Origin of the sequence: Vibrio sp. 10N.286.48.F5, from assembly GCF_041469785.1 — a bacterium.
Taxonomy (GTDB): Bacteria; Pseudomonadota; Gammaproteobacteria; order Enterobacterales; family Vibrionaceae; genus Vibrio; species Vibrio crassostreae_C.
Map to the genome: position 1 here is coordinate 18,701 of NZ_JBFRLG010000025.1, position 22,289 is coordinate 40,989.

Here is a 22,289-nt window from a genome sequence, read left to right on the forward strand (position 1 = left end):
AACGAAAGAGGCCAGCATTGCTGGCCTCTTTTTTGTTACGGTATAAATTGAAAAGAGTTACTTAAGGGAGTTGTGGATCAGGAACTCTTCTTCAACACCTTTCAATTTCATCTCATCCATAATGAAGTTCACCGTGTTCAACAAACGTTGTTCACCTTTAGGAATCAGATAGCCGAACTGACTGTTGGTGAATGGAGTTTCGCAGCGTGCCGCTTCAAGACGTTCATCAGTTACTTGATAGAATAGACCTTCAGGCGTTTCTGTTACCATCACATCAACTTTGCCTTCTGCTACTGCTTTCGGTACGTCGAGATTGTTCTCGTAGCGTGTGAAGCTTGCATTCTGCAAGTTCGCGTCGGCAAAGATCTCGTTAGTACCGCCAATGTTCACGCCCACACGAACAGAAGAGAGGTTCACTTTCTCAATGCTGTCGTACTGTTCTGCGGTGCCTTTTGCAACCAAGAAACACTTACCAAAGGTCATGTAGCCTTGAGTTTGTTCCGCGTTTAACTGACGCTGCATTTTACGTGTAATGCCGCCCATTGCGATGTCGTACTTATCGTCGTCTAGATCGGCCAGTAGATCTTTCCATGTGGTACGAACAATCTTCAATTCAACGCCTAATTGTTCCGCGATGTGCTGTGCAACGTCGATATCGTAGCCAGAGTAGCTTTTACCATCGAAGTAAGAGAAAGGCTTGTAGTCACCTGTGGTGCCCACACGCAGAGTACCTGATTTTTGAATGTCTTCTAGCTGGTCAGCGTGTGCGACACCAGAAAGTGCCAGAGCAATGGAAGCAAGTAATAGTGATGTTTTTTTCATTGTAATTGTCTGTTGTGTTTGTGTTGTCATTCAAAGTAACAGAAACAATCAGAGAAAGAGATCAAACCATTGGAAAGGTTGGAAAAGAAGATGAAACGAGGGCAGGAGATAGGTATTTCTATGGTTTGTGAGCATTGATCGAGGTGCGTTTCATATTCCGTTTTGATAAACCGAAGACAAACAAAAAGCCCATGTTATCGAATAACATGGGCTTCATTTTGGTTTAACTTGTTAGCTGCTTATTTAGCTATTTAGCAACTGACTCGTTGTTCATCTTAGCCGGAGCTTTAGATGCGTTAACCAATAGGATACCAACGGTTAGTACCATTGAACCACATAGTAGGAACAACAAGCGTCCTGTTGGTTCGTTTGGAATCAGAGCCATTGCTAGGATACCGAAACCTGCTGTGCTGATAAGCTTACCAAGCATTGAACGCTGTTTAGTATCTAGGTTTTGTTGCTCTTCACCTTCCGCTACAAGCGGCGTGTTCCAGTTAGTGAATAGTTGGTCAACTTCTTTCTCACGCTCTGGCGATAGGCCTTTGTAGAAGCGAGAAGTCATGATGAAGTAACCACCAGTAAACACTACGTGAGCAGCTAGGCTAAGACCCACTTTCAAGTCGCTCCATTCACGGCCAGTAAGCGCTGTTTCTAGACCAAATAGGTGCTCGATGTCTTCTGCTTGAAGCGAGATACCGAAGATGTAAGAAACGAAGCCACCAACGATTAGCGTAGACCAACCAGACCAGTCAGGCGTCTTACGAATCCACATACCAAGTAGTACAGGGATAAGCATTGGGAAGCCAATTAACGCACCTACGTTCATTACGATATCGAACAAGCTTAAGTGACGCAGAGAGTTAATGAACAAGCCAATCGCGATGATGATAATACCCATCATGATAGTGGTTAGCTTGCTGACAATAACCAGCTCTTTCTGAGTCGCGTTTTGACGAAGAATCGGGCTGTAGAAGTTCATTACAAAGATGCCAGCGTTACGGTTCAGACCTGAATCCATAGAAGACATTGTCGCAGCGAACATTGCTGACATAAGAAGACCAACCATACCTGCTGGCATTACGTTCTGTACGAATGCTAGGTAAGCAGCATCACCGGCTTTGTCGCCCATTGATGTGTATTGCTCAGCGAACTCAGGCATGAATGCACTAACGTACCAAGGTGGTAGGAACCAAATTAGTGGACCAATAACCATAAGGATACATGCTAGGCCTGCCGCTTTACGTGCGTTTTCACTGTCTTTTGCACATAGGTAACGGTATGCGTTGATGCTGTTGTTCATTACACCGAACTGCTTCACGAAGATGAATACAACCCAAAGGATGAAGATGCTCATGTAGTTTAGGTTGTTACCTAACATGAAGTCGCCGTCGAAGTTAGCAACAATGTTAGTTAAGCCGCCACCGTGGAAGTAAGCTGCTACCGCACAAGTGATTGTCACGGCCATGATTACAAGCATTTGCATGAAGTCAGAAGCAACAACCGCCCAAGAGCCGCCGGTTACTGCCATCAATACTAGAACCATACCCGTTACCACAATGGTAGCTTCCATTGGGATGTTGAATACCGCTGCTACAAAGATAGCTAGACCGTTTAGCCAGATACCTGCAGAGATAAGGCTGTCCGGCATACCTGCCCATGTGAAGAACTGTTCAGACGTTTTACCAAAGCGCTGACGAATAGCTTCGATCGCCGTTACCACACGAAGTTGGCGGAACTTTGGAGCGAAGTACATATAGTTCATGAAGTAGCCAAAAGCATTGGCTAAGAATAGGATTACAATAACGAAACCGTCATTGAATGCGCGTCCTGCGGCACCTGTAAACGTCCATGCTGAAAATTGTGTCATGAAGGCAGTTGCACCAACCATCCACCACAACATTTTGCCGCCCCCTCTGAAGTAATCACTTGTAGAGGTGGTGAACTTACGGAACATCCAACCAATCGCGATTAAAAAGAAGAAGTAGGCGAGAACAACAAAAGTATCAATAGTCATCTTTTCAGCCTTTTAAATATCATAATTAACTGGGCTTAGATTAACGCGTCTCAAGGTTTATTTGTACTACAATATGTCTTTAGTATGATCTAGGTCGCATTGATTTTTCGGCCTCTAACACGTGGTTATATAAGTATTTGTTTTAATTGAATTTAAATGTGAGTGTATTTTGTTTGAGATCTAAAATAAATTGAGGGTTAAATGTTTATATGTATTACAATATAAACAAAAGCGCTTACTTTGCCGTATCTATAAGATTTTAATTATAACCGTAACAAATGTGCTACAAATTGGTGTGTTGTGCGACGACATTCACGTTAATTTGGAACTCTATACTGAAAAATTCTGTATTGGGATTTCAAGTGTAGCTCATTGTTTTCACTTCGCTATTTTGTATTTGTCTGCGGCTCTGTAGCCTTTCTATGCTATTTATTCATTTTTTCGTGCCATAGAGGTGCATATTTGGAATTTTTGTCACTGAGTGGGCGTTAAACTGGACGGACGGGACACATTTTGCGGTGCACTTTGTCTATTGTGACCTTCATTAGATGCCACGAGAGATGTTTGATGACGTATCGAAAAGGAACATTGCTGGGTAAGGGGCTGGATAAGAAGCTGGATAGGCGATAGGGGGCACCAGTAACGCTTCGTTAGATGCGTGCTGAAGTCGATTGAAAGCTTACATTACTTGTTATTGCCTGTCTTAGTCGCGGAGCTGGACGAGCCCATAGAGAGAAAGGCGATAAGGTGTGGGGGAAACATAATGTTGATTGAGCGTGTTTTACGGTTAGTCAGCGCAATAAACGCCAGATAACAAAAAGCCCCACCGAGGTGAGGCTTCATCACTCAATCTAAAATAGATTAAGCGTTAACGTGATCAACTGCGTCACGAACCAGCTTGCCTAGTTCGTCCCACTTACCTTCGTCGATAAGGTTAGTTGGAACCATCCAAGTACCGCCACACGCAAGTACAGAAGGGATCGATAGGTATTCATCAACATTCTTCAAGCTTACGCCACCAGTAGGCATAAATTTAACAGGGTAAACCGCTGTTAGTGCTTTAAGCATACCAGTACCGCCAGAAGGCTCAGCAGGGAAGAACTTCAACGTGCGAAGGCCCATTTCCATTGCTTGTTCAACTAGGCTTGGGTTGTTAACACCCGGTACGATTGCAACGCCTTTATCGATACAGTATTGAACAGTGCGCGGGTTGAAACCTGGGCTTACGATGAAATCAACGCCAGCTTCGATAGATGCGTCAACTTGCTCGTTAGTCAGTACAGTACCTGAACCAATTAGCATGTCTGGGAATTCTTTACGCATGATGCGAATCGCTTCGATTGCACATTCTGTACGTAGCGTGATTTCTGCACATGGCATGCCGTTTTCAACAAGTGCTTTACCTAGAGGGATAGCGTCTTCAGCACGGTTGATAGCGATTACAGGAATTACTTTTAGGTTTGCTAGTTGTTCATTTAATGTCGTCATGAATTCTTTCTCACGTTAAATGTGGGCTTGCTTTCAACTAAGCAAACCCTTGATTAATAGTTAAAGTGCGTAATTATAGAGACAGATCAGGCGTCGCTTCTAGAGGAATGATAGCACCTGGATGCTGAATCACAGTCCCTGCCACAATATGACCTGCTAACGCTGCATCACGTGCATTGCCACCGCTTAAGCGCTTAGCTAGGAAGCCCGCGCTGAACGAGTCGCCAGCCGCTGTAGTATCAACAATGTTGTCTACTGGGTTTGGAGCAACGTACTGAGCGCTTTGGCTTTCAACTACTAAGCAGTCTTTAGCACCACGTTTAATGATGATCTCTTTCACACCAGATTCAGACGTACGTGCAATACACTGTTCAATGCTTTCGTCGCCGTACAACTCTTGCTCGTCATCGAACGTCAGTAGAGCCGTGTCTGTGTACTTAAGCATCTTCAAGTACCAAGAAATCGCTTCTTGTTGGCTTTCCCAAAGTTTTGGACGGAAGTTATTATCGAAGAATACTTGGCCGCCTTGAGCTTTAAATTTGTCTAAGAAGTTGAATAGCTGTGTGCGTCCATTCTCTGTCAAGATAGCAAGCGTAATACCACTTAGGTAAACCGCATCAAAAGAGAATAACTTGTCAAGTAGAGCAGGTGTGTCTTCCTGGTCAAACATGAATTTTGCTGCAGCATCATTACGCCAGTAGTGGAAACTGCGTTCACCAGTTTCATCGGTCTCGATGTAGTAAAGCCCTGGTTGTTTGTGATCAAGCTGAGCAATTAAGCTAGTGTCGATACCTTCCGCTTGCCACTTTTCTAACATGTCGGTACTGAATGGGTCAGTGCCTAGTGCTGTTACGTAGCTCGTGTTGATATCTTGCTCTTTTGTTAAGCGAGACAAGTAAAGTGCAGTATTTAGTGTGTCGCCACCGAAACTTTGCTTAAGCCCGTCTTGTTTCTTTTGTAGCTCAACCATGCACTCGCCAATGACCGCGATGTTTAATGATTTCATATGCTTACCTTAGCAACTGAGGTTGCGCTGTTTATTATTTTAGGAAATCTTCACGCGCAGGGTTGAAGATATCAAGAAGGATGCTGTCTTGCTCTAGTGCAACTGCACCGTGCATCATGTGTTTACGAGCGAAGTAAGCATCGCCTTCTTTAAGGACTTTCTTTTCGCCTTCAATCTCAGCTTCGAAGCTACCACGAACTACGTAACCGATTTGGTCATGGATTTCGTGAGTATGAGGGTGGCCAATCGCGCCCTTATCAAAACATAGGTGTACTGCCATTAGATCGTCAGTGTAAGCAACGATTTTACGCTTAATGCCGCCACCAAGTTCTTCCCATGGGTTTTCATCTAGGATAAAGAAAGAGTTCATTGTGTATCTCCTAATCTGTTTAAATCTTTTAAGTGTTACTTAACTTGCATCCATCATAAGGGAATGAGCCTAATTGTAATACAATATATCTAAATTTGTGTGATATCGATCAAGCGATACTTTATATAGCGTAAATAAATCAACAACTTAATAAATGGCTAATATTTACCATTAGCCAGCTACATCAATGACTTATGGCTAATTATGTGACTATACTCATCATTTAGCGACGAATAGGTATAATTAAAGCTCATATTGTATTACTTTATATGGAGTTTGAAAATTTAATCAAAGTTTAAGCAGATAAACTCTTTATTGAGGGTGACAAAGAATATGACGACTAAACCAGTATTGTTGACTGAAGCAGAAATCGAGCAGCTTCATCTTGAAGTGGGCCGTTCTAGCTTAATGGGCAAAACCATTGCAGCGAACGCGAAAGATCTAGAAGCATTCATGCGTTTACCTATTGATGTCCCAGGTCATGGTGAAGCTGGGGGTTACGAACATAACCGCCATAAGCAAAATTACACGTACATGAATCTAGCTGGTCGCATGTTCTTGATCACTAAAGAGCAAAAATACGCTGACTTTGTTACTGAATTACTAGAAGAGTACGCAGACAAATACCTAACGTTTGATTACCACGTACAGAAAAACACTAACCCTACAGGTCGTTTGTTCCACCAAATCCTGAACGAACACTGCTGGTTAATGTTCTCAAGCTTAGCTTACTCTTGTGTTGCTTCAACCCTGACACAAGAACAACGCGACAATATTGAGTCTCGTATTTTCGAACCAATGCTAGAAATGTTCACGGTTAAATACGCACACGACTTCGACCGAATTCACAATCACGGTATTTGGGCAGTAGCGGCTGTCGGTATTTGTGGTCTTGCTCTTGGCAAGCGTGAGTACCTTGAAATGTCGGTGTACGGCATTGACCGTAACGACACTGGCGGCTTCCTAGCGCAAGTTTCTCAGCTGTTTGCACCGTCTGGCTACTACATGGAAGGTCCTTACTACCACCGTTATGCGATTCGTCCAACGTGTGTGTTCGCTGAAGTGATTCACCGTCATATGCCTGAAGTGGATATCTACAACTACAAAGGCGGCGTGATTGGTAACACAGTACAAGCGATGCTTGCGACGGCTTACCCGAACGGCGAATTCCCAGCTCTGAACGATGCATCTCGCACAATGGGTATTACAGACATGGGTGTTCAGGTTGCAGTGAGCGTTTACAGCAAACATTACTCATCTGAAAACGGCGTTGACCAAAACATTCTTGGTATGGCGAAGATTCAAGACGCAGTTTGGATGCACCCATGTGGTCTTGAGCTATCTAAAGCTTATGAAGCGGCGTCTGCTGAGCAAGAAATCGGCATGCCTTTCTGGCCAAGTGTTGAATTGAACGAAGGCCCTCAAGGTCACAACGGCGCGCAAGGCTTTATCCGTATGCAGGATAAGAAAGGCGACGTTTCTCAGTTAGTGATGAACTACGGTCAACACGGCATGGGTCACGGCAACTTCGATACGCTGGGTATTTCTTTCTTCAACCGCGGTCAAGAAGTGCTACGTGAATACGGTTTCTGTCGTTGGGTTAACGTGGAGCCAAAATTTGGCGGCCGCTACCTAGACGAAAACAAATCTTACGCTCGTCAAACGATTGCTCACAACGCAGTAACGATTGATGAAAAATGCCAGAACAACTTTGATGTTGAACGTGCAGACGCAGTACACGGCTTACCACACTTCTTCAAAGTAGAAGACGAGCAAATCAACGGCATGAGTGCGTTTGCTAACGATCACTACCAAGGTTTTGACATGCAACGCAGCGTGTTCATGCTAAATCTTGAAGAGTTGGAATCTCCGCTACTATTGGATCTTTACCGCTTAGATTCTGAGAAAGGTGGCGAAGGCGAACACCAATACGATTACTCGCACCAATATGCCGGTCAGATTGTTCGTACTAACTTTGAATACCAAGCGAATAAAGAGTTGAACACGCTGGGTAGTGACTTCGGTTACCAACACCTATGGAACGTAGCAAGCGGTGATGTGAATGGCACAGCACTTGTGAGCTGGCTACAAAACAACACCTACTACACATGGTTAGGTGCAACGTCTAACGATAATGCTGAAGTTATCTTTACTCGCACTGGCGCGAATGACCCAAGCTTCAACCTACGCTCAGAGCCTGCTTTCATTCTACGTAGCAAGGGCGAAACAACACTGTTCGCTTCTGTTCTTGAAACGCACGGTTACTTCAACGAAGAGTTCGAGCAATCAGTCAATGCTCGCGGCGTTGTGAAAGACATCAAGGTTGTCGCGCATACAAATGTAGGTTCAGTCGTCGAAATCAGCACAGAAAAATCAAATGTGACCGTGATGATCAGCAACCAACTTGGTGCGACTGACAACACTGAACACAAGGTAGAACTGAACGGCAAAGTATACAGCTGGACAGGCTTCTACTCAGTAGAGACAACTTTACAAGAAACAAATTCAGAAGAACTTAGCACTGCAAAGCAGGGGAAATAATAATGAGCTATCAACCACTTTTACTTAACTTTGATGAAGCAGCAGAGCTTCGTAAAGAACTTGGCAAGGATAGCCTTTTAGGTAACGCACTGACTCGTGACATTAAACAAACTGACGCGTACATGGCAGAAGTTGGCATCGAAGTACCAGGTCACGGTGAAGGCGGCGGTTACGAGCACAACCGTCACAAGCAAAACTACATCCATATGGATCTAGCGGGCCGTTTGTTCCTTATCACTGAGGAAACTAAGTACCGTGATTACATCGTTGATATGCTAACAGCGTACGCGACGGTATACCCAACACTTGAAAGCAACGTAAGCCGTGACTCTAACCCTCCGGGTAAGCTGTTCCACCAAACGTTGAACGAGAACATGTGGATGCTTTACGCTTCTTGTGCGTACAGCTGTATTTACCACACCATTTCTGAAGAGCAAAAGCGTCTTATCGAAGACGATCTTCTTAAGCAAATGATCGAAATGTTCGTTGTGACTTACGCACACGACTTCGATATCGTACACAACCACGGCTTATGGGCTGTGGCAGCGGTAGGTATCTGTGGTTACGCAATCAACGATCAAGAGTCTGTAGACAAAGCGCTTTACGGCCTGAAACTAGACAAAGTAAGCGGCGGTTTCTTAGCACAACTTGACCAACTGTTTTCGCCAGACGGCTACTACATGGAAGGTCCTTACTATCACCGTTTCTCTCTGCGTCCAATCTACCTGTTCGCAGAAGCGATTGAACGTCGTCAGCCAGAAATCGGTATTTACGAATTTAACGATTCAGTGATCAAGACAACGTCTTACTCAGTATTCAAAACAGCATTCCCAGACGGTACATTGCCTGCTCTGAACGATTCATCGAAGACGATTTCTATCAACGATGAAGGGGTTATCATGGCGACGTCTGTGTGTTACCACCGTTACGAGCAGACTGAAACTCTGCTTGGTATGGCTGATCACCAAAAAAATGTTTGGGTTCATGCTTCTGGTAAAACACTGTCTGACGCGGTTGATGCAGCAGACGACATCAAACCATTCAACTGGGGTAGCCTGTTTGTAACAGACGGGCCTGAAGGCGAAAAAGGCGGCGTAAGCATCCTTCGTCACCGTGATGTGCAAGACGACGACACAATGGCGTTGATCTGGTTTGGTCAGCACGGTTCAGACCACCAGTACCATTCTGCGCTAGACCATGGTCACTACGATGGCTTGCACCTAAGCGTATTCAACCGTGGCCACGAAGTGCTGCACGATTACGGCTTCGGTCGTTGGGTAAACGTTGAGCCTAAGTTTGGCGGTCGTTACATCCCGGAGAACAAGTCTTACTGTAAGCAGACGGTTGCTCACAACACAGTAACGGTTGATCAGAAAACGCAGAACAACTTCAACACAGCATTGGCTGAGTCTAAGTTTGGTCAGAAGCACTTCTTCGTAGCAGACGACCAGTCGCTACAAGGTATGAGCGGCACAATTTCTGAGTACTACACTGGCGTAGACATGCAACGCAGCGTGATTCTTGCTGAACTACCTGAGTTCGAAAAACCGCTAGTAATTGATGTGTACCGCATCGAAGCTGACGCTGAGCACCAGTACGACTTACCAGTTCACCACTCGGGTCAAATCATTCGCACTGACTTCGATTACAACATGGAAACAACGCTTAAGCCATTAGGTGAAGACAACGGTTACCAACATCTATGGAACGTGGCTTCAGGCAAAGTGAACGAAGAAGGTTCTCTAGTAAGCTGGCTACATGACAGCAGCTACTACAGCCTAGTAACCAGCGCGAATGCGGGCAGCGAAGTGATTTTTGCTCGCACTGGTGCTAACGATCCAGACTTCAACCTTAAGAGTGAGCCTGCGTTCATCTTACGTCAGTCTGGTCAAAACCACGTGTTTGCTTCTGTACTAGAAACGCATGGTTACTTTAACGAGTCTATCGAAGCCTCTGTAGGCGCTCGTGGTCTAGTTAAATCAGTATCTGTTGTGGGCCATAACAGTGTCGGGACTGTTGTTCGCATTCAGACTACTTCTGGCAACACTTACCACTACGGTATCTCAAACCAAGCTGAAGACACGCAGCAAGCAACTCACACTGTTGAGTTCGCGGGTGAGACATACTCGTGGGAAGGGTCATTTGCTCAACTGTAAATGATCAACACACATACCGTTTAACGATGGTGTGTGCTGATGTGGTGCTTTGCGGGAACGAAGCGCCATATCATGTTCGATTGTAAGGGTGTTCGCATCTAAGTAACTGAACGAAATTAATGTCGATGACAAAGAATATCGGAAATAAGTCAAACCGAGTAACTCGTTGTGAGTTGCTCGGTTTTTTTATGCGTGTAGGACAGAGGCTGATGTAATTTGGGAAGGGGATCTCATTTAATAATCTCTGGCGGTTAATGAATTGCGCTTCTAAAGGTGTACCTTTTTCCTATGGTTTTTCGAGGCTGTGCTGGTGGTTTTCATACCGATACAAAGAGGGTTAGTTTTGAGTACGGATTTATGAGTGATTTAAGATAACGTTTCTCACAGGATGTTTTTTAAATCTCTGATTATAAAAATTTGCAGGTTGTGATTCGTTTGGATTTTACTCAATTGGCTGTAGGTTGAAATACTGTTATAGTAATCCTTAAATAATACATAAACATAACATATAAAATAAGTGAACTTATGGTTAGCACTTTTAATTCAATTTCGGGCTCGAAGCGTAGCCTGCACGTGCAAGTAGCGCGTGAAATCGCTCGTGGAATCTTGTCTGGCGATCTGCCGCAAGGTTCTATTATTCCTGGTGAAATGGCGTTATGTGAACAGTTTGGTATTAGCCGAACGGCACTACGTGAAGCAGTTAAACTATTAACTTCTAAAGGTTTGTTAGAGTCCCGCCCGAAAATCGGTACTCGTGTAGTCGACCGCGCATATTGGAACTTTCTTGATCCTCAGCTGATTGAATGGATGGATGGTCTAACCGACATAGATCAATTCTGTTCTCAGTTTTTAGGCCTTCGCCGTGCGATTGAACCTGAAGCGTGCGCACTGGCGGCTAAATTTGCAACGGCTGAACAACGCATTGAACTTTCAGAAATCTTCCAAAAAATGGTAGAAGTGGATGAGGCTGAAGTATTTGATCAAGAGCGTTGGACAGATATTGATACTCGTTTTCATAGCTTGATCTTTAATGCGACAGGTAATGACTTCTACCTGCCATTCGGCAATATCTTGACTACGATGTTCGTGAACTTCATCGTGCACTCTTCTGAAGAAGGAAGCACGTGTATCAATGAACACCGTAGAATCTATGAAGCAATCATGGCTGGTGATAGTGATAAGGCACGAGTTGTGTCTGCTGCACACTTGCAAGATGCCAACCACCGTCTGGCGACGGCGTAATAGAAATAATCTAGAGCGTAGGTAGATGAGTCACCTCATATAGAGATGAACAGCATTACGCTCGGATAAACGACTTAAAAGGGTATGCCAAGTGCATACCTTTTTTGTTGTCTACCGTTTACGAAAATTGGCTGCTTTCATGTATGAAAAAAGCCAGAGACTGTTGTCTCTGGCTTTGAGTTGTTTCAATATTCTAGCTTAAACAAGCGGCTAATCATGATGTTCGTAAGTTTGCTTTTGTTTCTGCTTTTTCTTCATTTTTAACGTTGAATAAACCGAGAATACAGCTAACACGATAAACGCGAGAGCAATAGGACGCTCATAAAGGAAAGACCAACTGCCATCGTACATCAGCAGTGATTTTCTAAGGTTTGTTTCTGCCATTGGCCCTAAGATGATCGCAAGCAGAATCGGTGAAGAAGGGATATCCAGTTTAGTTAAGATAAAGCCAAGTAGACCGAAACCGATTGCAATACCCACATCAAACATCGAGTTATTAATTGCGTAAGCGCCGACAATTGAAAGGAAGACAATGATTGGAATCATGATGATCTTCGGTACTTCAATGATTCGACAGAAGAAGCGAATACCCAGTAAACCAATCACTAACATCACAAGGTTAGCGACCAACATTGAGCTGAACACGCCATAAACCACTTCGGGGTTTTGGGCGAATAGCAGTGGGCCTGGTGTGAGTCCTTGTACTATAAGTGCACCAAGAAGAACCGCTGCCACGGCATCTCCAGGAACACCTAGTGTTAATAACGGAACTAGCGAGCCACCCGTTACGCCGTTGTTTCCAGATTCAGCGGCTGCAAGGCCACGAACCGAGCCTTTACCAAACTCTTCTGGGTTCTTAGACGAACGTTTTGCTTCGTTGTAACAAACAAATGCAGATATATCAGCACCAGCACCCGGTACCGAGCCGATAGTTGTTCCCATCAAACCACTTTTTATGGCCGTTGGTAGCATTTCTTTGAGATCACTTTTACTTAATAGTTTGTGGTCAAATTTCGGTGCAACGACTTTCTTTTCAGAGAACAGCTTCTCTAGTTGGTTTAATGCCTCAGATAGAGCGAATAAACCAATTAAGACAGGGATGACATTGATTCCGCTGTAAAGATCCATGATGTCAAAAGTAAATCTTGGCACACTGCTGATTGGGTCGAGTCCAACAGTTGAAACCAATAATCCAATGGTTCCCGCAAGTAACCCTTTAAAAATGTTGTTCGAAGAAACACTCGCAATAATCGTTAAACCAAACAGAGCGAGTGCAAAATATTCTGGCGCATTAAAACGCAGTGCAAAGGTCGCTAATTTAGGCGCAATCGCGATGAGGACGATAGTACTTAACAGCCCGCCAATAAATGATGCAACAGCAGAAATACTTAATGCTCTTGCTGCTTGTCCTCTAACAGCCATAGTGTGACCGTCGAGTACACTTGCTGCAGAAGCCGGTGTTCCTGGGGTTTTAAGTAAAATTGCGGCAATTGAGCCACCGTAAATCCCACCAATGTATACACCAATTAACATCACAAGGGCTGAAGTCGGTTCCATGCCAAAGGTAAATGGAAGGAGAATTGCCACGCCCATTGTCGCTGTAAGTCCGGGTAGTGCGCCTAAAATAACGCCGCCCAGTACGCCAAAAACAAGGACAGGAAGCACTGCAAAGCTAACTGCAGTTGCGAGACCATCGATTAGATATTCAAACATATGACCTCCTAAGACCACGTTGCTTCAGGAAGCGCGATGTAGAACACCTCGCCAAATAGATAGTAAACCGCGAACACAAAGACAACGGCGACAACGTAATAGATTGGCTTCTTCACTTTGAAGTAAACGAGGTAGAACATAAATGCAATCAAACTAGCATAAAGGTAGCCAACTACACTGATGAGTAATGCGTAGCCAATAAGAAAAGCAACGCCGAAAATCGACATCTTGCTTATCATCGCTTCTTGTTGTTCAGAGGCACCTTTTAATTTGTGTTGAACGATGAGAACAATACAGATAGCAATTTGGGCAATCACAATCACCATCGGGAAGAATTTTGCATCGACACTTGCATCTTGGTACATCGGACGATCAAATTGAGTGATCAGCGCGAACGCGATTGCGCTAAGGATAATGATGATAGAAGGGAAAACGACGTTTCGGTTTAAGTAAGAGTGAGAGTTAGACATGGAGTTTACCCCTAAAAAGTAAAGCAAGGGAAAGGTACAAACTAGTAACAGAGGCACAACTGATAAAAGCTGTGCCTCTGAACAAAGGTTATTGAATTAATTGAGTCAATGATTTTGTATCTTCTGCAACAAACTCAGTGAAGGCTTTGTCATCAAGATTGTGAATCGTCATTGCACCTTTCGCCATGAAAGTTTTGAACTCTTCACTTGCCATTGCTTCATCAAATGCAGCCCCCAACTTTTCGATTACTGCATCAGGTGTATCTTTTGGAGCACCAATACCGCGCCATGTACCTGTTACTACATCAATGCCTTGCTCTTTCAAAGTAGGAACATCTGGAATGTACTGAATACGTTCTTCAGACATGACACCTAATGCTTTTAGTTGGCCTGAACGAAGTTGAGCGATAGCTTCACCAGGAGTAACCATAGTGACGTCTGTGTGATGGCCTAGTACAGCAGGAATTGCTTCTGATGCACCGTTGTAAGGGATAGCGTTTAATTTAATGCCTTGATCTTTTTCAAGAGACATTAGGTAGAAGTTTGGCGCAGCGGTTGAAGCGAATTTTACGCTGCCTGGTTTTTCTTTGGCTTCCTTAATCAGGTCGTTAATCGTGTTGTATGGGCTATCTGCTGCAACCAATACGACCGCAGGATCTAAGTTAACTAAACGAATGAGTTTAAAGTCGTCAGCGGTATGACGCATCAAACCCATTTGAGGAAGTGAAGCGATTTCACGTGTTACTACTGTTAATGTGTAACCATCCGCACGCTGCTGAGCACCAAAGCTCATCCCAACTGCGCCTGCGCCACCAGTACGGTTCATGATTGAAATATTTTGCCCAAGAATGTCTTTCGCGCTATTTGCAAGAGTACGACCAACGGCATCGGTGCCGCCGCCCGCGCCAAATGGCACAACTAAGCGAATGTTTTTGCTTGGATAGTCAGCTGCAATTGACGTTGCAGAAACAAGTATACCGGCTGCTAGCATAATGGATTTTAATAGTTTACTCATAATAAGTACCTTCTGTTTCTAATTATTAGCGATATGTTTTTGTAGGGTTTTCTGCTTTTTCTGTTTGGTATTCGTGCATTGCTAACTGTTCAATAGCTACCGCTATCCAGCCACTGATCAGCATGTCATACCATTGTTGTACACCACTGCAGGCAACAACCACGTTTCCGTAAACAAACGAACCATAAAACAGTAAGTCTTCGTCACGTAGTGAAGATGGGTGTTGGGAGTGCAGTGTTAGATTGCTTGTCGATTCTCGCCACGCTTGTTGTGCTTTCTTACGGGCAAGGTGATCAAACTTGATTGTCCAGTTGTCAGGAGCTCCTAACGACTCTTCATATAGAATGGCGTCTTCAAAAGAGGCTTCCCAAGGCTTGAGGTGTGGATTCATAACGACAATATGCAGTTCTTTTCTATTCGTTCTTTCAAACAGCTTGTCGATAGAGGGTTTAACGATATCGATAGCGTCTTGAGTGATATCTTTCATTGATCGCATTCCACATGTCCTTACGTTTGGTAGATGAATATAGAATATTGTATGACAATAATTCTTCAATTAACGATGACTTGGAAGCGGGGAGCGATCACAAGTGAAAGTCTTCTAACTAGACTTCGATCTTGTTTTAACCATATTGTTTCGGAAATAGTGTGATTCTGGTCTTTTTTTGAGCTGGGTGTAAATGGACACAGATCCAGTTTTATTTTGGCTGATTTCCTAGATATAAACTCCCCACCATATGCTCGCCGTTCTGTTAATTCATATGGGAGAAAATTTTGGCTTGATAATCGAGCGTCCTATAACACAACGAGTTATATGCGAACATGTCAGCGGCTCACCTGCAAGACGCTAACCACCGTTAAGCTAAACGGGTGTTTCAACTATTATGTGAACCACTTAAACGTCCCGATGAACCATTTATAGGTTCATCAAAACCAGTCAAAAAGGTATACCAAGTGAATGCTTTTTTTGTTTTTAAGAAGTGTGTTGCACCATGTGTAGCACGGTTTTGGTTCACTCCCGATTAACTCTTTCTTAAGGCAATTTTTCTTGTATACGTTTAGCGGTAGTTCTTTTTACCATCGTAATTAAGAGAATATTGCGGCGAGATTTGTGTTTTAGACACTCGATCTCTCCTCAAATAATTATGCACCATCCATGATTTTTCATTTTTTATCTTTTGAATCCATCATCATCTCAACAAGATATGTGGCTTCTATATTGAGTAACTTACGTAGAATTCTAATAGAATTAGCTACTCTCAATTGATATAAAACACTGGTTTATTGTGTGATAAATGAGGGTGATTCAGCTCTGATTTGGCTTTTATTATTTTTGAGAATTTTATATCTATATGTGTTTGGTTGTATTTGTTAATAAGTGTGCAAAGTCTCGCTTTTTTATAAGTCATTGATTTTAATGGGTATGATGTTCTTTGGTCTTGGTTTTTTGAGTTTTCATCTCAAACACCAGTAATTTCCTTAATGGATTGGCCATATTCCATCCTATGTCATATATATAATTAACTTAATCAATCAAAATAAGATCGCCATCACTTATTTGGATTATTGTACTACAAATAAAGTTTGAGATTTCCTATAGTCCTCGTAACAAAATACAACGGACAAAGGATACACGATGGAACTCAACACGATTATTGTCGGCATTTATTTCCTATTCTTGATTGCGATAGGTTGGATGTTTAGAACATTTACAAGTACCACCAGTGACTACTTCCGCGGGGGCGGTAACATGTTGTGGTGGATGGTTGGTGCAACCGCCTTTATGACCCAGTTTAGTGCATGGACATTCACCGGTGCGGCAGGTAAAGCGTATAACGATGGTTTTGCAGTAGCGGTCATCTTCGTAGCCAACGCATTTGGTTACTTCATGAACTTCGCATATTTTGCTCCAAAGTTCCGTCAACTACGTGTAGTAACGGTAATCGAAGCAATTCGTATGCGTTTCGGTGCGACTAACGAACAAGTGTTCACTTGGTCTTCAATGCCAAACAGTGTTGTTTCTGCCGGTGTATGGTTAAACGCACTAGCAATCATCGCTTCTGGTATCTTCGGTTTCGACATGACAGCAACTATCTGGATTACCGGTTTGGTTGTATTGGCAATGTCTGTAACGGGTGGTTCATGGGCGGTAATTGCATCTGACTTTATGCAGATGGTTATCATCATGGCAGTAACCGTGACATGTGCTGTTGTTGCTGTTGTTCAAGGTGGCGGTGTTGGTGAAATCGTGAATAACTTCCCTGTAGCGGAAGGCGGTTCTTTCCTTTCTGGTAACAACATTAACTACTTAAGCATCTTCAGCATTTGGGCATTCTTCATCTTCGTGAAGCAGTTCTCTATTACTAACAACATGCTTAACTCTTACCGTTACCTAGCGGCTAAAGACTCAAAGAACGCGAAGAAAGCGGCGCTACTAGCGTGTGTGCTAATGCTTTGTGGTGTATTTATCTGGTTCATGCCTTCTTGGTACATTGCAGGTCAAGGTGTCGACCTAGCAGCAGCTTACCCAGATGCAGGTAAGAAAGCGGGTGACTTTGCCTACCTATACTTCGTACAAGAGTACATGCCAGCAGGTATGGTTGGCCTTCTAGTTGCGGCGATGTTTGCAGCGACAATGTCTTCAATGGATTCTGGTCTAAACCGTAACTCGGGTATCTTTGTTAAGAACTTCTATGAACCAATCGTTCGTAAAGGTACGGCTAGCGAAAAAGAACTAGTAACGGTTTCTAAGATTACTTCTGCCGTGTTTGGTATTGCTATCATCCTTATTGCACAGTTCATCAACTCGCTTAAAGGTTTGAGCCTGTTCGATACCATGATGTATGTAGGCGCACTGATCGGCTTCCCAATGACAATTCCTGCATTCCTTGGCTTCTTTATTAAGAAGACTCCGGACTGGGCTGGTTGGGGTACGCTAGTGGTTGGTGGTTTTGTTTCTTACTACGTGGGTTTCGTTGTTAACGCTGAAATGGTGTCTTCAATCTTCGGTCTAGAAGAGCTAACAAGCCGTGAATGGTCTGATGTTAAGGTTGCTATCGGTCTGATTGCTCACATTACGCTGACAGGTGGTTTCTTCATCCTATCAACTCTGTTCTACAAGCCATTAACTGAGAAGCGTCAAGCAGACGTTGATAAGTTCTTCGGTAACCTGTCTACTCCATTAGTTGCGGAGTCAGCAGAACAGAAAGTACTGGATAACAAACAGCGTGAAATGCTTGGTAAACTGATTGCGGTAGCGGGTGTCGGTATCATGCTAATGGCTCTACTCACTAACCCAATGTGGGGACGTCTAGTCTTCATACTTTGTGGTGTGATTGTTGGTGGTGTTGGTGTGCTATTGGTTAAAGCGGTCGATGACGGCGGCAAGCAAGCGAAAGCAGTAACTGAAAGCTAATACATAGAAAACGATTATAATAGAATGCGACGACTCGAAAGGGCGTCGCTTTTTTTTGCTCTGCGAAACGGAAAAACGGTCAGGTGGAAGATATCTGACCTAAATCACGAAAACTGTACAAAATGGTTCAATCGAACCGAAATAGATTTAATTGTCCTACAATAAGACGTATATTATTGCTAATTCCTTTCAATCAACTTGAAAAATAAGTGAGTTAGAATGAGCGACCAAAAATCTCTTGATGCAATCAGGAAGATGAAGCTGGAGAATGATACTTCAGCAGGTAATCTTGTAGACCTACTCCCTATCGAAGTACAGAAACGTGACTTCGACCTATCATTCCTAGACAACTTGAGCGAAGCACGTCCACGTCTTCTTGTTCAAGCAGATCAGTTAGAAGAATTCAAAGCGAAAGTGAAAGCTGATGAAGCTCACTGCATGTTTGATGATTTCTACAATAACTCGACAGTTAAGTTCCTTGAGACTGCTCCTTTCGAAGAGCCTCAAGCGTACCCAGCTGACACGGTAGGCAAAGCTTCTCTATGGCGTCCTTACTGGCGTCAAATGTACGTTGATTGCCAAATGGCACTAAACGCGACACGTAACCTAGCAATTGCTGGTGTTGTGAAAGAAGACGAAGCGCTAATTGCTAAAGCAAAAGCTTGGACTCTAAAACTGTCTACGTACGATCCAGAAGGCGTGACTTCTCGTGGCTATAACGATGAAGCGGCTTTCCGTGTTATCGCGGCTATGGCTTGGGGTTACGACTGGCTACACGGCTACTTCACAGATGAAGAACGTCAGCAAGTTCAAGATGCTTTGATTGAGCGTCTAGACGAAATCATGCACCACCTGAAAGTGACGGTTGATCTATTGAACAACCCACTGAACAGCCACGGTGTTCGTTCTATCTCTTCTGCTATCATCCCAACGTGTATCGCGCTTTACCACGATCACCCGAAAGCAGGCGAGTACATTGCATACGCACTAGAATACTACGCAGTACACTACCCACCATGGGGCGGTGTAGACGGCGGTTGGGCTGAAGGTCCTGACTACTGGAACACGCAAACTGCATTCCTAGGCGAAGCATTCGACCTATTGAAAGCATACTGTGGCGTAGACATGTTCAACAAAACATTCTACGAAAACACAGGTGATTTCCCGCTTTACTGCATGCCTGTTCACTCTAAGCGCGCGAGCTTCTGTGACCAGTCTTCAATCGGTGATTTCCCAGGTCTAAAACTGGCTTACAACATCAAGCATTACGCAGGTGTTAACCAGAAGCCTGAGTATGTTTGGTACTACAACCAACTGAAAGGCCGTGATACTGAAGCACACACCAAATTCTACAACTTCGGTTGGTGGGACTTCGGTTACGATGATCTTCGCTTTAACTTCCTTTGGGATGCACCTGAAGAGAAAGCACCATCGAATGACCCACTGTTGAAAGTATTCCCAATCACGGGTTGGGCTGCATTCCACAACAAGATGACTGAGCGTGATAACCATATTCACATGGTATTCAAATGTTCTCCGTTTGGCTCAATCAGCCACTCTCACGGTGACCAAAACGCATTCACGTTGCATGCATTCGGTGAAACGCTAGCGTCAATCACTGGCTACTACGGTGGTTTCGGTGTTGATATGCACACTAAATGGCGTCGTCAAACGTTCTCTAAGAACCTTCCACTATTTGGCGGTAAAGGTCAGTACGGCGAGAACAAGAACACGGGCTACGAAAACCACCAAGATCGCTTCTGTATCGAAGCGGGCGGCAACATCTCTGATTTCGACACTGAATCTGATGTGAAGATGGTTGAAGGTGATGCGACAGCGTCTTACAAGTACTTCGTTCCTGAAATTGAATCTTACAAGCGTAAGGTCTGGTTTGTTCAAGGTAAAGTATTCGTAATGCAAGACAAGGCAACGCTTTCTGAAGAGAAAGACATGACTTGGCTAATGCATACAACTTTCGCAAACGACGTGGCAGACAAGTCTTTCACTATCCGTGGCGAAGTTGCGCACCTAGACGTAAACTTCATCAACGAGTCTGCTGATAACATCACGTCAGTTAAGAATGTTGAAGGTTTTGGCGAAGTTGACCCATACGAGTTCAAAGATCTTGAAATCCACCGTCACGTTGAAGTGGAATTCAAGCCATCGAAAGAGCACAACATCCTGACCCTTCTTGTTCCTAATAAGAACGAAGGCGAGCAAGTTGAAGTGTCTCACAAGCTTGAAGGTAACACGCTAATGCTAAATGTTGACGGTGAAACGGTTTCAATCGAACTGTAATTCGCTGAAGCAACAGAAGCTAGATATTAAAAACTCCGAGTGAAAGCTCGGAGTTTTTTTGTTTTGTTAGCTAGCAAGTTGGATACTCAGTTAAATTGTATTAGTTGGCAAAGTTGGGAACCCCATCAGGTTGAAACGAAACTAATTGGCTGAGAAATCAATCGCTTCTCGATGCCAAGTCAGTAGATCGAGGGCTAAACCTGGAAGTTGATATACACAAAGACTGTGTATGTACTTAGCCACTATGCTTAATGAAAGGTGCAGGAGTAGTATACGAGACCTATATTTATCGTTCTGTTAAAAGAATAGGGCGCCAACCCCTTTTTCGTAAAAACTGATATGACTTACTTCTGCGTGAACAGTCTAATCACTGGCTGAGTAGGGGAGTCGTGAACTATACATAGGTAAAGGCGTAGCTTGTGCTTACTAATCGTATGACATTTAACGTATGTTATTTCATCAATAGACGGTTTTTAAACTGGCAAATAGTTCCTGTAAGTACAAAGCGTGCCCCATATTTTCTCGTAAAGTGAACCCCCGTCACAACTTGCGTCTAAGCATTGAAGGATTACCCTAAAACTATTGCGTAACGAGAAAGACGTAGTTATTATAATGAGCATATAATCATACAATACTATATTTGGAGTTTGAACATGACTAAACCTGTAATCGGTTTCATTGGCCTAGGTCTTATGGGCGGCAACATGGTTGAAAACCTGCAAAAGCGCGGCTACCACGTAAACGTAATGGATCTAAGCGCTGAAGCTGTTGCTCGCGTTACAGATCGCGGCAACGCAACTGCATTCACTTCTGCTAAAGAACTAGCGGCTGCAAGTGATATCGTTCAGTTTTGTCTTACAACTTCTGCTGTTGTTGAAAAAATCGTTTACGGCGAAGACGGCGTTCTAGCTGGCATCAAAGAAGGCGCAGTATTAGTAGACTTCGGTACTTCTATCCCTGCTTCTACTAAGAAAATCGGCGCAGCTCTAGCTGAAAAAGGCGCGGGCATGATCGACGCACCTCTAGGCCGTACTCCGGCACACGCTAAAGATGGTCTTCTGAACATCATGGCTGCTGGCGACATGGAAACTTTCAACAAAGTTAAACCTGTTCTTGAAGAGCAAGGCGAAAACGTATTCCACCTAGGTGCTCTAGGTTCTGGTCACGTTACTAAGCTTGTAAACAACTTCATGGGTATGACGACTGTTGCGACTATGTCTCAAGCTTTCGCTGTTGCTCAACGCGCTGGTGTTGATGGCCAACAACTGTTTGACATCATGTCTGCAGGTCCATCTAACTCACCATTCATGCAATTCTGTAAGTTCTACGCAGTAGACGGCGAAGAGAAGCTAGGTTTCTCTGTTGCTAACGCTAACAAAGATCTTGGTTACTTCCTTGCTCTTTGTGAAGAGCTAGGTACTGAGTCTCTAATTGCTCAAGGTACTGCAACTAGCCTACAAGCTGCTGTTGACGCAGGAATGGGTAACAACGACGTACCAGTAATCTTCGACTACTTCGCTAAACTAGAGAAGTAATCGACGTACGACCTCGCTAGGGTATTGCCTGTCTTTTTAGGCGGCGATACCTCAGCGAGGTTCGTTTTTATCTGCCATACCCAACCCTTTGTTCCCTCGTTAAACTCTTCTACTTCTACTTCCTCAGCTACACCGACTCAAAACTCTGTTCAACTTTGTTACTGCCTCAATTCCTATTTTTGTTTCTATATCTATATCTATATC

At 43.8% G+C, this 22,289-nt stretch carries 15 protein-coding genes; 6 read left to right on the top strand and 9 right to left on the bottom strand.

All coding sequences use genetic code 11. The features are described from left to right. Positions 1-57: 57 nt before the first annotated feature. From AB4185_RS14605 to AB4185_RS14625, 5 genes are all read right to left on the bottom strand, one after another. Positions 58-822, bottom strand: coding sequence for a transporter substrate-binding domain-containing protein (locus AB4185_RS14605; RefSeq protein WP_017067326.1), 765 nt, complete (start codon positions 820-822; stop codon positions 58-60). Positions 823-1,069: 247 nt separating this feature from the next. After that, the gene (locus AB4185_RS14610) at positions 1,070-2,836 is read right to left on the bottom strand and encodes a sodium:solute symporter family transporter (protein WP_102332113.1); all 1,767 of its coding nucleotides are present in this window, start codon (positions 2,834-2,836) and stop codon (positions 1,070-1,072) included. Between the two features lie 861 nt (positions 2,837-3,697). Beyond that, positions 3,698-4,324 (bottom strand): bifunctional 4-hydroxy-2-oxoglutarate aldolase/2-dehydro-3-deoxy-phosphogluconate aldolase, encoded by a 627-nt coding sequence (locus AB4185_RS14615; protein ID WP_017069898.1) that lies wholly within the window; start codon positions 4,322-4,324, stop codon positions 3,698-3,700. Positions 4,325-4,397: 73 nt separating this feature from the next. Then, complete coding sequence (locus AB4185_RS14620; protein ID WP_017061485.1) at positions 4,398-5,330, bottom strand: sugar kinase; 933 nt, start codon at positions 5,328-5,330, stop codon at positions 4,398-4,400. A gap of 34 nt (positions 5,331-5,364) precedes the next feature. Next, positions 5,365-5,700, bottom strand: a complete 336-nt coding sequence (locus AB4185_RS14625; RefSeq protein ID WP_009846518.1) for a cupin domain-containing protein — start codon at positions 5,698-5,700, stop codon at positions 5,365-5,367. A gap of 333 nt (positions 5,701-6,033) precedes the next feature. Between AB4185_RS14625 and AB4185_RS14630 the strand changes: the two genes are divergently transcribed. From AB4185_RS14630 to AB4185_RS14640, 3 genes are all read left to right on the top strand, one after another. Then, on the top strand, positions 6,034-8,241 hold the full coding sequence (locus tag AB4185_RS14630) for a heparinase II/III family protein (protein ID WP_372135604.1): 2,208 nt from the start codon (positions 6,034-6,036) through the stop codon (positions 8,239-8,241). Positions 8,242-8,243: 2 nt separating this feature from the next. Beyond that, on the top strand, positions 8,244-10,397 hold the full coding sequence (locus tag AB4185_RS14635; protein WP_017069900.1) for a heparinase II/III family protein: 2,154 nt from the start codon (positions 8,244-8,246) through the stop codon (positions 10,395-10,397). 525 nt (positions 10,398-10,922) lie between these two features. Next, a complete protein-coding gene (locus AB4185_RS14640) occupies positions 10,923-11,639 on the top strand; it encodes a FadR/GntR family transcriptional regulator (RefSeq protein ID WP_010438348.1) in 717 nt (238 codons plus the stop codon). Between the two features lie 210 nt (positions 11,640-11,849). On the opposite strand, the gene AB4185_RS14645 is transcribed toward AB4185_RS14640, so the two are convergent. The 4 genes from AB4185_RS14645 to AB4185_RS14660 all read right to left on the bottom strand — a co-directional run bounded on the left by AB4185_RS14645 (position 11,850) and on the right by AB4185_RS14660 (position 15,333). Next, positions 11,850-13,352, bottom strand: a complete 1,503-nt coding sequence (locus AB4185_RS14645; RefSeq protein WP_010438351.1) for a tripartite tricarboxylate transporter permease — start codon at positions 13,350-13,352, stop codon at positions 11,850-11,852. Positions 13,353-13,360: 8 nt separating this feature from the next. Next, on the bottom strand, positions 13,361-13,822 hold the full coding sequence (locus AB4185_RS14650) for a tripartite tricarboxylate transporter TctB family protein (RefSeq protein ID WP_372135605.1): 462 nt from the start codon (positions 13,820-13,822) through the stop codon (positions 13,361-13,363). 88 nt (positions 13,823-13,910) lie between these two features. Further along, positions 13,911-14,837: a tripartite tricarboxylate transporter substrate binding protein gene (locus tag AB4185_RS14655; RefSeq protein WP_010438355.1), complete on the bottom strand. Its 927-nt coding sequence runs from the start codon at positions 14,835-14,837 to the stop codon at positions 13,911-13,913. Between the two features lie 25 nt (positions 14,838-14,862). Next, positions 14,863-15,333: a hypothetical protein gene (locus AB4185_RS14660; RefSeq protein ID WP_016785024.1), complete on the bottom strand. Its 471-nt coding sequence runs from the start codon at positions 15,331-15,333 to the stop codon at positions 14,863-14,865. 1,140 nt (positions 15,334-16,473) lie between these two features. Here AB4185_RS14660 and AB4185_RS14665 point away from each other — a divergent pair. The 3 genes from AB4185_RS14665 to AB4185_RS14675 all read left to right on the top strand — a co-directional run bounded on the left by AB4185_RS14665 (position 16,474) and on the right by AB4185_RS14675 (position 22,085). Next, entirely contained in the window at positions 16,474-18,252 is a 1,779-nt protein-coding gene (locus tag AB4185_RS14665; protein WP_102332117.1) for a sodium:solute symporter family transporter, read from the top strand. Between the two features lie 219 nt (positions 18,253-18,471). Then, positions 18,472-20,550 (top strand): DUF4962 domain-containing protein, encoded by a 2,079-nt coding sequence (locus AB4185_RS14670; RefSeq protein WP_017061476.1) that lies wholly within the window; start codon positions 18,472-18,474, stop codon positions 20,548-20,550. A gap of 653 nt (positions 20,551-21,203) precedes the next feature. Then, entirely contained in the window at positions 21,204-22,085 is an 882-nt protein-coding gene (locus AB4185_RS14675; protein ID WP_004733521.1) for an NAD(P)-dependent oxidoreductase, read from the top strand. The last annotated feature ends 204 nt before the right edge of the window (positions 22,086-22,289 follow it).

What these genes read in the sequence shown, in the direction of transcription:
- AB4185_RS14650 (WP_372135605.1), bottom strand. Translation starts at nt 13,822, where the DNA reads ATGTCTAACTCTCACTCTTACTTAAACCGAAACGTCGTTTTCCCTTCT.
- AB4185_RS14665 (WP_102332117.1), top strand. Translation starts at nt 16,474, where the DNA reads ATGGAACTCAACACGATTATTGTCGGCATTTATTTCCTATTCTTGATT.
- AB4185_RS14640 (WP_010438348.1), top strand. Translation starts at nt 10,923, where the DNA reads ATGGTTAGCACTTTTAATTCAATTTCGGGCTCGAAGCGTAGCCTGCAC.
- AB4185_RS14625 (WP_009846518.1), bottom strand. Translation starts at nt 5,700, where the DNA reads ATGAACTCTTTCTTTATCCTAGATGAAAACCCATGGGAAGAACTTGGT.
- AB4185_RS14670 (WP_017061476.1), top strand. Translation starts at nt 18,472, where the DNA reads ATGAGCGACCAAAAATCTCTTGATGCAATCAGGAAGATGAAGCTGGAG.
- AB4185_RS14655 (WP_010438355.1), bottom strand. Translation starts at nt 14,837, where the DNA reads ATGAGTAAACTATTAAAATCCATTATGCTAGCAGCCGGTATACTTGTT.
- AB4185_RS14645 (WP_010438351.1), bottom strand. Translation starts at nt 13,352, where the DNA reads ATGTTTGAATATCTAATCGATGGTCTCGCAACTGCAGTTAGCTTTGCA.
- AB4185_RS14615 (WP_017069898.1), bottom strand. Translation starts at nt 4,324, where the DNA reads ATGACGACATTAAATGAACAACTAGCAAACCTAAAAGTAATTCCTGTA.
- AB4185_RS14675 (WP_004733521.1), top strand. Translation starts at nt 21,204, where the DNA reads ATGACTAAACCTGTAATCGGTTTCATTGGCCTAGGTCTTATGGGCGGC.
- AB4185_RS14620 (WP_017061485.1), bottom strand. Translation starts at nt 5,330, where the DNA reads ATGAAATCATTAAACATCGCGGTCATTGGCGAGTGCATGGTTGAGCTA.
- AB4185_RS14660 (WP_016785024.1), bottom strand. Translation starts at nt 15,333, where the DNA reads ATGCGATCAATGAAAGATATCACTCAAGACGCTATCGATATCGTTAAA.
- AB4185_RS14630 (WP_372135604.1), top strand. Translation starts at nt 6,034, where the DNA reads ATGACGACTAAACCAGTATTGTTGACTGAAGCAGAAATCGAGCAGCTT.
- AB4185_RS14635 (WP_017069900.1), top strand. Translation starts at nt 8,244, where the DNA reads ATGAGCTATCAACCACTTTTACTTAACTTTGATGAAGCAGCAGAGCTT.
- AB4185_RS14610 (WP_102332113.1), bottom strand. Translation starts at nt 2,836, where the DNA reads ATGACTATTGATACTTTTGTTGTTCTCGCCTACTTCTTCTTTTTAATC.
- AB4185_RS14605 (WP_017067326.1), bottom strand. Translation starts at nt 822, where the DNA reads ATGAAAAAAACATCACTATTACTTGCTTCCATTGCTCTGGCACTTTCT.